The 13698-nt window shown below is 34.3% G+C and carries 13 protein-coding genes and 1 pseudogene; 5 read left to right on the plus strand and 9 right to left on the minus strand.

The window, feature by feature from the left end; genetic code table 11:
- Positions 1 to 150, minus strand: a pseudogene (locus FJR38_RS28155) (NusA N-terminal domain-containing protein); the annotation flags it as partial.
- A 139-nt stretch (positions 151 to 289) separates the two neighbouring features.
- Complete coding sequence (gene rimP, locus FJR38_RS04470; protein WP_168492394.1) at positions 290 to 751, minus strand: ribosome maturation factor RimP; 462 nt, start codon at positions 749 to 751, stop codon at positions 290 to 292.
- Between the two features lie 641 nt (positions 752 to 1392).
- Between rimP and FJR38_RS04475 the strand changes: the two genes are divergently transcribed.
- Together FJR38_RS04475 and FJR38_RS04480 are read left to right on the plus strand one after the other, a co-directional pair.
- Entirely contained in the window at positions 1393 to 2100 is a 708-nt protein-coding gene (locus tag FJR38_RS04475; RefSeq protein ID WP_168492393.1) for a hypothetical protein, read from the plus strand.
- Between the two features lie 6 nt (positions 2101 to 2106).
- Positions 2107 to 4845: a protein kinase gene (locus tag FJR38_RS04480; protein ID WP_168492392.1), complete on the plus strand. Its 2739-nt coding sequence runs from the start codon at positions 2107 to 2109 to the stop codon at positions 4843 to 4845.
- A gap of 25 nt (positions 4846 to 4870) precedes the next feature.
- Here FJR38_RS04480 and FJR38_RS04485 read toward each other — a convergent pair whose 3' ends face one another.
- Together FJR38_RS04485 and FJR38_RS04490 are read right to left on the minus strand one after the other, a co-directional pair.
- Positions 4871 to 5830: an NAD-dependent epimerase/dehydratase family protein gene (locus tag FJR38_RS04485; protein WP_168535679.1), complete on the minus strand. Its 960-nt coding sequence runs from the start codon at positions 5828 to 5830 to the stop codon at positions 4871 to 4873.
- A gap of 105 nt (positions 5831 to 5935) precedes the next feature.
- The gene (locus tag FJR38_RS04490) at positions 5936 to 7063 is read right to left on the minus strand and encodes a hypothetical protein (protein WP_168535681.1); all 1128 of its coding nucleotides are present in this window, start codon (positions 7061 to 7063) and stop codon (positions 5936 to 5938) included.
- 44 nt (positions 7064 to 7107) lie between these two features.
- Between FJR38_RS04490 and FJR38_RS04495 the strand changes: the two genes are divergently transcribed.
- Together FJR38_RS04495 and FJR38_RS04500 are read left to right on the plus strand one after the other, a co-directional pair.
- Positions 7108 to 8100 (plus strand): zinc-dependent alcohol dehydrogenase family protein, encoded by a 993-nt coding sequence (locus FJR38_RS04495; protein WP_168492386.1) that lies wholly within the window; start codon positions 7108 to 7110, stop codon positions 8098 to 8100.
- Positions 8101 to 8254: 154 nt separating this feature from the next.
- Positions 8255 to 10411, plus strand: a complete 2157-nt coding sequence (locus FJR38_RS04500; protein WP_168535683.1) for a pentapeptide repeat-containing protein — start codon at positions 8255 to 8257, stop codon at positions 10409 to 10411.
- Positions 10412 to 10644: 233 nt separating this feature from the next.
- Here FJR38_RS04500 and FJR38_RS04505 read toward each other — a convergent pair whose 3' ends face one another.
- Entirely contained in the window at positions 10645 to 10848 is a 204-nt protein-coding gene (locus FJR38_RS04505) for a hypothetical protein (protein WP_168492382.1), read from the minus strand.
- Positions 10849 to 11032: 184 nt separating this feature from the next.
- On the opposite strand from FJR38_RS04505, the gene FJR38_RS04510 reads away from it, so the two are divergent.
- On the plus strand, positions 11033 to 11905 hold the full coding sequence (locus tag FJR38_RS04510; protein ID WP_168535685.1) for an S-methyl-5'-thioadenosine phosphorylase: 873 nt from the start codon (positions 11033 to 11035) through the stop codon (positions 11903 to 11905).
- Positions 11906 to 12028: 123 nt separating this feature from the next.
- On the opposite strand, the gene FJR38_RS04515 is transcribed toward FJR38_RS04510, so the two are convergent.
- The 4 genes from FJR38_RS04515 to FJR38_RS28160 all read right to left on the minus strand — a co-directional run.
- Positions 12029 to 12223, minus strand: coding sequence for a hypothetical protein (locus FJR38_RS04515; protein WP_168492378.1), 195 nt, complete (start codon positions 12221 to 12223; stop codon positions 12029 to 12031).
- Positions 12224 to 12239: 16 nt separating this feature from the next.
- The gene (locus FJR38_RS04520; protein ID WP_168535632.1) at positions 12240 to 12458 is read right to left on the minus strand and encodes a hypothetical protein; all 219 of its coding nucleotides are present in this window, start codon (positions 12456 to 12458) and stop codon (positions 12240 to 12242) included.
- A gap of 167 nt (positions 12459 to 12625) precedes the next feature.
- Positions 12626 to 13129, minus strand: coding sequence for a tetratricopeptide repeat protein (locus tag FJR38_RS04525; RefSeq protein ID WP_217359984.1), 504 nt, complete (start codon positions 13127 to 13129; stop codon positions 12626 to 12628).
- A 125-nt stretch (positions 13130 to 13254) separates the two neighbouring features.
- Positions 13255 to 13698, minus strand: a 444-nt coding sequence (locus FJR38_RS28160; RefSeq protein ID WP_254449355.1) for a transposase, incomplete at its 5' end; no start/stop codon positions are given.

A 13698-nucleotide genomic window follows, 5' to 3' on the forward strand; every position in this document is an offset into this window, starting at 1 on the left:
GCGTTCTAAATTCTGGGCGCGACGATAACGTTCATAACCCTTAATTAATGCTTCTCTAATGGCCGCTTGTACAGCTAAACGCGGTAAATTTCGTTCTTGGCTAATACTTTCGATTAGGTCTTTTAATCCCGATAAAGTTACCATTGACATACGCAGTCTCCTAAAATTTTATGTAAGCAGTCAGCACAATTAGATAATGGGTAATAGGTAATTGTTGTTCCATAACCAATTACTCCTTACCAATTACCAATTACCAGTCCCTAATCCAAAGTCTAAAATCTAAAATTGATTAGCGACGCTCATCCATTTGCACCCTGGTAATGAGGTCACGGGGAATGGTGACTACACGACCTTTTTGATTAAGGTAAACGGTAGTCTGGTCCCGGCGAATCAATAGACCTATCCACTCTTGTTGTTGTTCGTAGGGTGGGGAAGTAGAAATAACTACAGGAAATCCTTTGAAGGAAATAAATTCCCTGTCTGTTACCAGTTGCCGGGAAATACCAGGACTAGAAACTTCCAATACATAAGCATCTGGAATGATCTCTGCCGCATCTAATGAGGCTTCTAAGGCACGGCTCATCCTTTCACAATCATCCAGGCCAATGTCCTGTAGAGGATTACAGATATCTACCCGCAAGATTGGCGGACGTTGGTTCGTATGAAAAACTATACCAACAACTTCCAATCCCAGTTCTGCTGCTACTGGTGTCGCCAAATCAATAATTTGTGGTATTAAAGGATGAGTCATGGGAAAATTCAATAAAAAAAGTGGGCTTCAACCCACTTCCTGCGATAGGGATATCTTCCAAGAAGTCTTGTGACGAACTGGCATTAGTTCGCCCCTAACATGAGTGTAGCTTATTTCTTTCGCTAGTCATGACTGACTCTAAAAAATCAGGGATTGGAGACTGGGCAATATTTTCTCCCCCCCCCTACTGCCCCCTGGGGTCATGCTTTACAAATATTCAAATACTGTAGAAGACAATTCCCCAGAATTAATTATACATTTTGTCAAAAACAAGAAATCCTTGTCATCTTGTGCTATTTCCTGTTCTTTGATCCCTATTCCCTTCCCAAAATCTGCAATTTATTTGGCACGATTACTTATATAAATTTTCGTAGTTTTTAGCCATTTTTTGATTTATTTGTGAACAATCCGCAATAATGTGATTTGAAAAATCCCTGATCAGAAATATAAGTAATGTATATTTATGCAGTTATAGTTATGCTGTTGTTTTTTCACTGCGTAACCAAATATAGGAATTCAGTTTAATTACTATTTGTATAGCATAGTGTAGCTATAAATATTTGTATATGCTCACAAAATGGTAATTTTGCTTCCTATTGAATTATTGAATTCAAAATATAGCGGATTATACAGAAAAAATCATGTTTAGCCCAGAAGATTTAAACAAAATAGGTCAATTCATTCAAGGATTAATACCTGAAATAAAAGTGGATATTAAGTTTGATGAATTTACTCTAGTTAAAGAACTTAATGTAGGAAATACAAAAAATATATACAATGCGATAAATATTAATATTGAGACAAAAGACGGTCAGAACAAGCGTCTATCTGGAGTCATTTCTGAATCAGAAAAAATTCTCCCATCAACTACACCAGCAAAAGCAAAAAAATCACTGATTGACATTCAAAAAATCCCTTTTAGCATTAACAGGGGATTACATTTAATAATTAATCAAAGTGATTGGTGGAATAAAGGAAAGGATAACTCAGTTGTCATTGAATACATTAAATTAATTCCTATATGTAAGAGTAAGAACAATTTAAAGTATGTGAAAACATTTATAGATAAAAATCGGTTTGGATTGCAAATAAATGAATGTGGAGAAGTATATGTAAAAATATGGGCAAATGCCAACGAAAATCCAATAATGGTGACAGAATTGCCACCAGAAAAATCGAAATTATTTAAGTTTGAAGAATATCAATCTGGTGATATAATAAGATTTGAAACTTTTCCTAAAATAGTAATTTCATTAGACAAAAAGGTTGTTGAAAAAGCTATTTTGGTTAAATATGAACCGAAAAACAGCAAGACAGAATATTTTGTATTTATCTTAGGACAGGATTAAATTTCTATGACATTCCAATTAAATGAAGAACAGAAAAAATATTCATTCTTAGATCAAGAAAGTAATCAAGAATTTTACTTGGATCTCCATAATGATGAACCTATCAAGCTGGGTGATGGAACTTTTGGTATAGTATTTGCAGCTTCAACATCCAACCGTCCAGATAAGAAATTGGCTGTGAAGATTCTTTATGAATATTCTACCCCTGGTATAAATAAAGAAAATATTGAAGTTACACCAAATAGCATAGAAACTCGGTTTAATAATGAAATTCAATCTACAAAAAAAATTGTAGAATTTAGTGAAAATACAGAAGATTCAAAGACTACGCATATTATTGAGGTATTAGGTTGGACAAGAGAGTTTCAACAATCTAATCTATATCAAGAACTAAAAAATAAGTTTAATTCATTGAAACTCTCAAACTATGCTCTTGTCACAGAAAAGTATGATCATACACTTAAAACTCTTTTAGAAGGAGGTATTGAACTGTGGACATATCCAGGAAATGAGAGTGAACCTTCAAATTCTCGTGAAGAATTAGAAGAGAAAATACAAAAGGAAAAAAATATATATGAACTTAGAGGATACGATATCCTCAGACAAAAGACTTTTGAAGATCGTATAGCTACTATACTTCCATATCTTCTCGATATTGCTGAAGGTCTTAAAACTCTTCATAAAGCAGGTTTATATCATCTTGATTTGAAACCTGCAAACATCTTTGTTAAAAAATATGGTAATAATGTTCAGAGTGTAATTGGTGATTTAGGTTTTCTTTATCCTGGGGAAAATCCACCATTTGAAGCTTTGCCAGTAGCTAATTTACAGCTACCTCTGGGTACTCGGCATTATAGATCACCTGAACAAAAAGATTATTTTGATATTTGTGATGTAGATGTTGAAGTATGTAATTCAACTCTTGAAAATGATCAAATAAATTGTCATGTCAAGTTAATTACTTACGATCCTAAACTGCGTGATACAATTATTGAAAAAGATGATTATATAGTTTTCAGTAAAAATAAAAAAGCGTATCCTATTCAGTCAATTGAGATTGATCATAAGAGTGAAAATTCACCTATATATATCACTCTCCAAACAACAATAAATGATTTAAGTAATGATAAAAAAACTCAGGTAATCTTGTACAAAAGGCAAGAAGAACGAACTGATTTGTTCGGTTTTGGAGCTATTGTATATGACTTACTTACTTGTGGGGAATCACCAGAGCGATTTTATGAGAATATTAGACTTATTTATGATCAAGAAGGAAAAAATGTTGATGACATCATGGAAGACTATCTGAAAGTTTCCGATTTTCAGTCTACCGAACCAAGTTTAGTTCAAGTATTTGAGCCATTTAAACTTAATAAAACTTCGTCATCTTATGCTCCCTCCGACATTGTTAAGATCATTTTGCAGTGTATGCTTTATAAGGCCGAGAATACGTTTTATTCTGTAAGTAAGTCTGATCAAGATCAGAAAGCAGCGGAGATGTTACACAATAGCTTATTGAACTTGACTGAAACTAATGGTCGTGGTGGTAAGTATAAAGTTGAAATAATAGAAAATCATCTTCTGCTGCGGAGATGGAATTCTGCAAAACATTCAAATAATCCTGGATTTTTAGATACGATCCAGATGTTACAAAACATCGAAAATAATAACTTATGGAAGCGTTTTGCGGAAGGAGTTTGGTATCTAGAAAAAATATCTAGATTAGTAGAAGATTTACTTAAACCTAATCAGTTTTCATTTAGTGAACTACTACCAATAAATTTTGCGATTTCTCAAAAGAGTATTACTGGTGAACCAGATAGTCTAAATATTAAGTTTAATCTATATAAAACCAAAGACTCCTATGAGAGAGATTTGAGAAGTGATTTTGTGTACACTAAAATTACACGAGATATAGGAAATCCTTTTGTTCCTAATTATTTAACTTTTATGCGTCGAAAAATACGTTTAATAACAGATAGTGAGAACAATAATATAATCTATCAGTTTCTTGATTCTTCACCTTATGGAGACGTTATTGAAGAGCATGACTGGATTATATTAAAGTCAAAAAACAATGATCACTCATTGTTACAAATTGAAGAAATAGGAGAAAATTCTCATACTGTACTCAAGTATAGAGTAGTTTCTGCCGACCAAGACGCTAAGGATATAGATATCAAAAAAAATATATCTAGTGACAAAGAGTATGTATACTATAAATATATAGATCCTTGCAAATATTATTTCAATATGATAGGAATATATATATATCAAATATTTTTTGTGAGCATTGATAACCAGGGACAAAGTAAACCATATATCACAGATATTATTAACAATGAGATTAATAAGATTAAGATCAAGGATTTCAACAGTAAAGCTGAAATAATAATTGAAGAAATTTCCGAACCAAACAAAATAGAAAGACTTGTGAGTGGTTCAAAGGGTTTTAAATCTGAACATTTTGAAAAGATTCTCAAAATAATAGTTTCTATATATTTAAAACTGACTTTCCATGAAAGTCAGCAATCTTATTACGCGCGGGGAGATAATTATAAATCCAAAATGAAGTTATTGTTTGACGATATTAAGCAAATTAGAACAGAAATAGAAAATGCTTCCAATATTGATATTGGCAAGTATCCTGAAGGACCATTTGATCCATTTAAAGAGGAACTGCAAAGAAGCTTAAAAACGTTTGATAAACTGACTTTAGATATGATAAAAGTACAAAAGAAATAATATCTGTTGCGCTGATTTGTTCCCCTCACTTTATTGATAGCAGGGATCGTAAAGTTTCGTTAATAGAACGGGGTTGCCATCCTAATTGTTGACGGGCTTTGGTACTATCTACCCGTACACAGCGATCATAAAGGTAATGGATACGTTCATTACTGAGGGGAGGATTCCAGGCAAATGTTCTGCCGATTAAATCTAGTAAATTACCGATAACTCTGACTATGGGTTCAGGAAGTTCTAAGGGTATGGAAATACCTGTTTCTTGAGAAAGAAAAGCAAACATTTCTCTAGTTTTTAATTCTCCTGCGGAAATAATATAATGTTCTCCTGGGGGACTTTTTTCTACTGCCAAAATCATGGCTGTGACTAAATCATCAACGTGAACAATACCTGTTAAGCGATCGCCTCCTACCCAATATTTCAACTTTTTTTGTAGAAATAATTGGATCACGGGTCCAAAATGGGGGTCATCAATACCAAATATCCCCGATGGCATAATACTGACAACTGGTAAACCATCTTTTACAAACTGATTTACTAGTTGTTGTCCTAAATATTTTGTGCGATCGTAAGCTGAAGAAAAGTTAATTTGTTGCCGTTGAAATGTTTCGTTAATAACTTTACCAAAACTATTTCCATAAATACCAATAGTGCTGCAATAAATGATTTTGGATATGGATGCTGCTTTGGCAATTTCTAAAATTGTCCGCGTTCCTTCTACATTCACTTTTTCCATTTCTGCTGCATTCACTAGTCCTAATTCTACATAAGCTGCAAGGTGAAATACTATATCTACACCTTCCATGGCTTTGGTAATTATTTCATAATCTGTAATTTCTCCATATATTAGTTCTACTTTACAGTTATTTAGTCTTGACAAATCACTTGTTTTACGCACTAAACATTTAATGGTATGTCCTTGATTTTCTAAGGCTTTGACTAGGTGAGAACCTGTAAATCCATTTGCACCGGTAATGAATATTTTCATATTAAATGAACCACGAAGGCACGTTCGCGAAGCGTCTCGAAGAGATAGGACACGAAGAAAGAAGAGAAGAGAAGAAGATATAATAATCTTAATTTATGAAATAATTCAAATTTCTTTTTCATATATTCTATATGTTTTATAAATTTTACCTCCGGCAGCTTCAATAATTTTTCGAGAGGGATAGTTATCTTCCCATACCCACGAAAGTTCTGCTGTTTTATATCTGCGAGTTCCTCCTTGCATTCCTAGATAAACTAATGCTAAAGATACCATTTGCCGCCGATATTCTGGTAAAGAGGCGATCGCAATAATTCTGGCTTGATTGATTTTTCGGCGATACCAAAGAAATTTGAGTATTCCTAACCAATTCAGTTGACCATTTACCTGTTTTAAGGCAATATTATAATTAGGTAAACCCATGAAAAAACCAATCATTTCTCCTTTATCTTCAGCAATATGGAAAATATCAGGATCAGCTAATTGTTGTAGATCTTTGGCTTCTTCTAAAAACTCTGCTTCTGTGCGAGATGTAGAACTCCAATTATTAGCAAAAGCTGTGGTAAATAAATGATACAACTTCCGAGCATCTTCTAAAAATTCTTCTCCTTTAGTATGTAGAGGACGAAAGGTAATACCAGATTGTAAAGCTATTTTATATGCCCTGGCAAATTTATCATCTAGTGGTTTACAAACATCGAAATCATAAGCATAAGCATCTTTTTCTTTCACAAATCCATATTTTTCTAAAAATTGATGATAGTAAGCAGGATGATATGGCATCATCATCATTGGTGGAGTATTAAAACCATCTACTAATAACAGACAATTATTATGGGTAGATAAATCAATTGGTCCTCTAACTTTATTTATTCCCTCTGCTTTTAGCCATTCAAAAGCACTATTTAAAAGTGATTCAGTAATTGCAAAGTCAGGTATACATTCAAAATAACCAAATAATCCTATTTGCTGATTTTCTTTTTCAATCAGTCGGTAATTAATAGCAGCAACAATTCGTCCTAAAGGTTCTCCTGAATTGTTAGAAATAGCAATAAATTGTTGGAATTTTCCATATTCTATAAAAGAATTATTAGGTGCTAATTGTTTGCTGATACTACTTCGTAGCGGTTGTACCCAATTGGGATCATTTTGATATACTTTATTAGGAACATCAAGAAAAGTTTTGATATCGGCTTCTGTAGAAACAGGTTTAATTTTAAATTGACGGTTATTCATTTTTTGTAGTCTTACTTAAAGAAATAAATTTAGGAGAGAAAACCATGAAAGCAATATTAATGACAGCAGCGGGTAAACCAGAAGTTTTACAGTTACAGGAAGTTACTAAACCTATACCCACAAATAAAGAAATTTTAGTGCGGATATTAGCGGCTGGTGTGAACCCAATTGATACTAAATTACGTCAGCGGGGGACATTTTACCCTGAACAAATGCCGGCTATTTTAGGATGTGATGGTGCGGGTATAGTGGAAGCTGTAGGTACTGATGTTCACAAGTTTCGCGTTGGTGATGAAGTATACTTTTGCTATGGTGGTTTGGGCGCACACCAAGGAAATTATGCTGAATATACCATTGTTGATGAAAGATTTGTCGCTTTTAAACCCAAATCTATTTCTTTCACCGAAGCAGCAGCAGCACCGCTGGTTTTAATCACTGCTTGGGAAGCTTTGTATGAACGAGGAAGACTTGAACCAGGAGAGAAGGTATTAATTCATGCTGGTGCTGGTGGTGTTGGTCATGTAGCTATTCAATTAGCTAAACTTAAAGGTGCAGATGTAGCAACTACGGTTAGTTCTCCAGAAAAGGCCAATTTTGTTACGGAAATTGGTGCTAATCAAGTCATTTTTTATAAAGAAACTGATTTTGTAAAATCTGCATTAGACTGGACGAATGGTGAAGGTGTAGACTTAGTTTTTGATACTGTTGGTGGTGATACTTTTGAAAAATCTTTTCCCGCAGTGCGAATTTATGGGGATATTGTGACTATTCTGGAACCTCAAGCTAATACTGTTTGGAAAGTTGCTAGAAATAGAAATCTCCGGATAGGTTTAGAATTAATGCTGACACCGATGCTATTAGAAAATGTGGAAGTATTAACACATCATGGGGAAATTCTGCAACAGTGTGCTACTTGGATAGATGAAGGTAAGTTAAAAATTGAAGTTAGTCAGACGTTTCCATTAGCGTCAGCAGCAAAAGCACACACTTTAATTGAGACTGGTTCTATGTTGGGTAAAGTTGTTTTATTGAATTAATAATTAAGTAGGAAATTTGTTGAGATTATTTAATCAAGTTAGATGTTTAAACAGGTGGGAATTAACTCAATCTTCTGAATTAAAGAACACAGCTAAATCAATAAATATATACTGTGCGGTATTAAGGAAAAGGATAATATCTAAATCCGCACTAATGGGGTTTATTGCCATATTCGCTACATTTCTATTTTTATTTCCTGTTCCTGCGTTTGCAGTCCAAAATGACCGTATAAATTTAACTTGGGAATTGTTACAAGAACGAGTCAAATCACCAGTTTTGCGAGAAGGTAATTTAACAGTAAATTTAAGGGGAATGGTGATTGATTTACGCCCTGAAAATGCTGTTTTTCGGGATGCTTTTTACCAATTACTTAGAAAAGAATTACAAAAAACTGGTGCAAAGGCTTTGGGTTTAGATTTGAGTGCTTCTATTATTGAAGGTGACTTTTTGGGTAGTGAGTTGGGTTTACGAACTCCCCTTTATGCTCAAGGTATAGCCCAAATTTTTACCCCGACTGAACGAGATCAATTAGAAAGTCTTCGTTCTGTATGTTTACAATCTTTAGCAATGGCTTTTCCTGATTCTAAAGATTGTAAATCTTTGTTGGGTAATCAGTCAACTACTTCTAGTAATATTGCCGTTTTCCGCGGGGCTTTAATTATGGTGGAAAGTCGTTTTAATGGGGAAGTAAAATTTCCCAATACGTTTTTTCTCCAATCTGTAAATGCTCAAGGTACGAATTTTTTTAAGTCTACTAATTGGCAGGAATCTAGATTTGGTCGAACTGTAAGTTTTAACAATGCAATTTTTCATGGTTCTAGTAGTTTTCAAGGGAGTATTTTTTTTGATAAGGCTAATTTCCAAGAAGTAACTTTTATAGAAGCTGCTAATTTTCAGGGTGATGTATTTTGCAAAATTGCCAAGTTTAATCAAGGCAAGTTTCGGCAAGTTGTTAAATTTAATAGTAGTTATTGGCAAGATAATGCTGATTTCTCTAATGCAGTTTTTACTAATCAAGTAAATTTCAATAAAGTTAATTTTCATCAATTTGTATGGATGAAAGATGCTATTTTTAAACAAGTGCTGATTTTCCGAGAATCTGAGTTTAATCAATCTGTTGATTTGCTGGGTGCAAGTATTCTTAATCAAGCTGATTTTAGTGATGCGAAGTTTGCAGAAACGGCATTTTTAAATGTACCTGGTTTGGTGTTTAATTCTAATCAAGCCAAGATTTTAGGTAATGTGGGAGAAATTGGCAAAAAGTTTATTGTCCCGACATTGCATGGTAATCAAAATATTTTGCGGAATTTAAGTCAAAATTTCCGTTTACAACAACAGGTTGGTGATGCAAATCAGTTGGAATATACAAAACAGCGATTAAAGTTAATTGAATTAAGTCATCGTTTGGTAGCTATTAATATTAATACTGCTTCTGTTAATAGGTTAATTAATTTGGGTTTTTCGGAAACTCAAGCATCTGAAATTAACCAACGTCGTCAAATAAAACATTTTCGGAATATCAGTGAGTTATTGGCTTTAGCAGATGTAGATTTAGAAACATATAATAAGTTAAGTGATAGATTAATTGCAATTGAACCTATGGTTTTAAGTGGGTGGATAGTGCAGTCTTTAAATTGGTTGTTGTTGAGTTTATTATTATTGTTAAGTGGTTATGGTACTAACTTTTGGTTAGTATTTGGAGTTGGGGGAGTAGTTATTTCCTGTTTTGGTGTATTATTTTGGTTAGTTGATCGCTATCGGCGTTTGTGTCCTGTTCCTATTGTTCCTAAATATTATGAAACTGTTTGTACTTTGTTCAGTTTTACCTGTTTAATGTCTGGTAGTTTATTAGCAATTTTTCGGAATTCTGTTAGCCCTTGGGTAACTTTGCTTTGTTTATTTATGATCATTTTTCCTATACCAGGAATTTTGTTATGGCGACTTTATCAACAAGGACGTTATCATGATTTAATGGATAGATCCTATTTTACAGAAGATGGAACATTAAGACAGTTAAGATTATTAATTGGGAGATTACCGGTTATTCCTAGAAATCCTAGTTTTCGGGAAAGATATATGCCATTATTATGGGATAGACGCTGGAATTGGCTGAATTATTATGATTTTAGTCTGAATAATTTGGTGCGATTAGGATTTAATGATATTCGTCTGCGAGATGAACATTTACCAGGAATCATCTCTGCACTTGCGTGGTATCAATGGAGTTTAGGATTACTTTATATTGTTCTAGCTGGTTGGACTCTTTCACGAACTATTCCCGGATTGAATTTATTGATTTACTTAAAATAAGTAGAACAGACCAAATAATTCCAGTTTTGTAGTGAGGACTTTAGTCCTCATTTAAGGGCTGAAGCCCTTACTACCAAATTATCTCAATATTTTTTACATTACTTAAGTCTAAATTTATAAAAGTCAAAAATATAAGATCCCTAACTTCTAAAGAAATCGGGGATCTTTTTGTTGAAGAATGATTGAGGATAGCTGTACATATTTTCCTTGATTTACTCGGTAATACAACTAAATCAATCTACTACTTTAATAAATCCACTGCGTAACCCGTCAAATACACGGGTAATTTGTGTCCGTTCAGTTTCGTCTAGTCCTTCTTTTGATAATAACGTAGACATGAGTAGATGCTGATCTTGTCGAGTAATTCTGCGAATAGAAAATATGCGCTGTAATACTGTTTCCAAGAGTGTGTGACCTGAATTACTATTATTCCGCATATTCTTTACCAAAAATTTATTTTTTATCGCCTATAAAACTAAGGTATATTAATTTAGATATTTTTTGTACTCGTATGTCTACGGAATTATCAAAAAATCAGTATTTATGTATTTGTGCATCTATCAAGAGGCAGATTTCCAGTAAAATTACCTGTTAGGTAAATTAATAATAAGGCTGATAATTATGGCGGTATCTAAGATCGGAATCATTGGTGGGAGCGGGTTGTATAAGATGGAAGCACTTAAAAATGTGGAGGAAATAGAAATTTCTACACCTTTTGGTTCACCGTCAGATGCGATTATTCTCGGAACTTTAGAAGAAACAAGAGTGGCATTTTTAGCGCGTCATGGTCGTAATCATACTCTATTACCTTCTGAGTTACCGTTTCGGGCTAATATTTACGCAATGAAGCAATTAGGGGTGGAATACCTAATCTCTGCTAGTGCTGTGGGTTCTTTGAAGGCTGAAGCTAAACCCTTGGATATGGTAATTCCCGATCAGTTTATTGATAGAACCAAGAATCGCATTTCTACCTTCTTTGGTGAGGGAATTGTGGCGCATATTGCTTTTGGTGAGCCGATTTGTAAGAATTTAGCTGGGGTTTTGGCTGAGGCGATCGCTTCTTTACATTTACCAGATGTAACTTTACATAATGGTGGAACTTACGTATGTATGGAGGGACCGGCTTTTTCCACTAAGGCTGAGTCTAATCTCTATCGTAGCTGGGATGCAACGGTGATTGGGATGACAAATGTACCCGAAGCGAAGTTAGCACGGGAAGCGGAAATTGCTTACGCTACGTTGGCGCTGGTGACAGATTATGATTGTTGGCATCCCGATCATGATAGTGTGACGGTGGAAATGGTGATTGGGAATTTACACAAGAATGCGGCGAATGCACAAAAGGTAATTCAAGAAACGGTGAAGCGGTTGAGTGCAAATCCCCCCTCTAGTGAGGCGCATTCGGCTTTGAAGTACGCAATTTTAACGAATTTGGAGAAAGCACCAACAGCAACTAAGGAGAAGCTGGGTTTATTGTTGGATAAGTATTTGTAAGGGAATAGGGGATAGGGGATGAGGGGGAAATAAAATGCAGCTTTTATTTATCAAAATCTATTTCTTGTGGTTCTGATCCTATTGGTTCTCCCAAATCAATCCAATAAATATCACCTTGCTTAATTACCATTCTTTTGCTTGTAATTGTCCTTGATGGTGTCGCATTGCTGCTAACATGATTTCTTCTGATTCATCTAAATTATCTGCATAAGCTTCATTAATACTGTCTACTAATTGGCGATTTTTTTGACGACGCAAAAATTGTTCCATTGCTATAGCAAATAATTTACTGCGAGGAATTTTCATTGTATTTGTCATTGAGTTATACTCTCAGTCAGAAAAGAGTATAACTCAATTTTACTCTATCTCTATCATTTTCACAAAAAATACTCAACAGGCGATTTTGAGTAGGTTTATTTGTCAGCAACCGCTCAAAATCTTCTAATTCCCCAGATGTACCAGTTAACCATGTTAATAGAAGGGTTTTGACTTGTTCTCCAGGTAATGGTTGAAGATGATCTAGAATTTGTTGTCTAATATTGCTCGCTATCATAAGTTTTTGATTTTTGTGGTAGCTTTGCCTTCAATATAACATTTTTGGCGTTGGTGATAGATAGCCATATTGAGGTATGAAAATCAAAAATCCCATTTCTCAAACTCCTACTTTTTGCGCCGGAAGCGTGAGAAAAATTCATACTGTCATTCACCAACGCCATAGATTTAGTCTTCTATCAATTGCTTGAATCGCTCATCTTCTCTAATTTCATCAAAATCAGGGTCAGTTTTTGCATTGTTTTTGTATTCGGGATTAAGTTCAATAGCTTTTTGCAAGTTATCTATTGCTAAATTCACATTATCAATTAACGCGTAGCATTGAGCCTTATTGTACCAAGCTATTTGTAAGCCTTGGTTTATTTTAAGGGCTTCATCAAAGGATGTAATTGCATTTTCATATTGTTTTAAGTTAAATAGCTGCACTAGACCCTTATTGTACCAGGCTTCATGAAATGGTTGTATTTCAATAGCTTGATTATAAGATTTAATTGCACCCTCATAGTCACCTGTAAAAAATAGAGCATTTCCTTGATTAAAATAATCATCAGGAGTCAACACCAAATCAGGACTATTAGATTCTAAACTTTTAAGTTGTGTTATCAATTCTTGGATTTCTTGCTTAATTTCAGGTGCAAGATTTGCAAATAAAGTTTCAGGGTATCCCCTCAATATATCGGGGAAAGAGTTATTCAGGCATCCATGACAAACCAAAAGAATTGAGAGCAGATTTTTCGCGAATAATAGTTGCCAAAAAGGGAATATTCCCAGTCTGAGAAATGCGGTCACGGATATATTCAAAAAAACTGATACCCAACATGACGAGTAGTAGCAACAAGAGACATAAAAGTATCCCAAGCCTGAGTACCTTCAAGAGTTTGAGTGGCATAACTAATATTACGCCGTTGCACCATTGTCCTAGCAGCTAACTCTGCCGGATTATTATGCAAAGGCAATTCAGGATGCTCTAATACTAAAAGCAACTCGGAAATTTTTAGCAGCGTTAATCGTTTTCGCTCATCCAACTGTTCATAACCAGTTTGAAGCGAAAAAAGTTTCCAAAACTCAGACCGGAGTTTTTCAGCCTTTTGTTGACTGGGAGAATCTTTGTAAGCAAGTAAGTCTCGGTAGTAATCCCAGAAATCATCCAGAAAATCTTTTAAAATCGTTTGGTGACAAGCAATAAACGGACTTAACTTTTTATAATGTCTTCCCTCATGCACCCAACACAAAGCAATATT

It is taken from the genome of Anabaena sp. UHCC 0253, from assembly GCF_009712085.1.
GTDB lineage: Bacteria > Cyanobacteriota > Cyanobacteriia > Cyanobacteriales > Nostocaceae > Dolichospermum.

Coding starts and splice junctions, on each gene's coding strand:
- rimP (WP_168492394.1), bottom strand. CDS start 751: ATGACTCATCCTTTAATACCACAAATTATTGATTTGGCGACACCAGTA.
- FJR38_RS04475 (WP_168492393.1), top strand. CDS start 1,393: ATGTTTAGCCCAGAAGATTTAAACAAAATAGGTCAATTCATTCAAGGA.
- FJR38_RS04480 (WP_168492392.1), top strand. CDS start 2,107: ATGACATTCCAATTAAATGAAGAACAGAAAAAATATTCATTCTTAGAT.
- FJR38_RS04485 (WP_168535679.1), bottom strand. CDS start 5,830: ATGAAAATATTCATTACCGGTGCAAATGGATTTACAGGTTCTCACCTA.
- FJR38_RS04490 (WP_168535681.1), bottom strand. CDS start 7,063: ATGAATAACCGTCAATTTAAAATTAAACCTGTTTCTACAGAAGCCGAT.
- FJR38_RS04495 (WP_168492386.1), top strand. CDS start 7,108: ATGAAAGCAATATTAATGACAGCAGCGGGTAAACCAGAAGTTTTACAG.
- FJR38_RS04500 (WP_168535683.1), top strand. CDS start 8,255: ATGGGGTTTATTGCCATATTCGCTACATTTCTATTTTTATTTCCTGTT.
- FJR38_RS04505 (WP_168492382.1), bottom strand. CDS start 10,848: ATGCGGAATAATAGTAATTCAGGTCACACACTCTTGGAAACAGTATTA.
- FJR38_RS04510 (WP_168535685.1), top strand. CDS start 11,033: ATGGCGGTATCTAAGATCGGAATCATTGGTGGGAGCGGGTTGTATAAG.
- FJR38_RS04515 (WP_168492378.1), bottom strand. CDS start 12,223: ATGACAAATACAATGAAAATTCCTCGCAGTAAATTATTTGCTATAGCA.
- FJR38_RS04520 (WP_168535632.1), bottom strand. CDS start 12,458: ATGATAGCGAGCAATATTAGACAACAAATTCTAGATCATCTTCAACCA.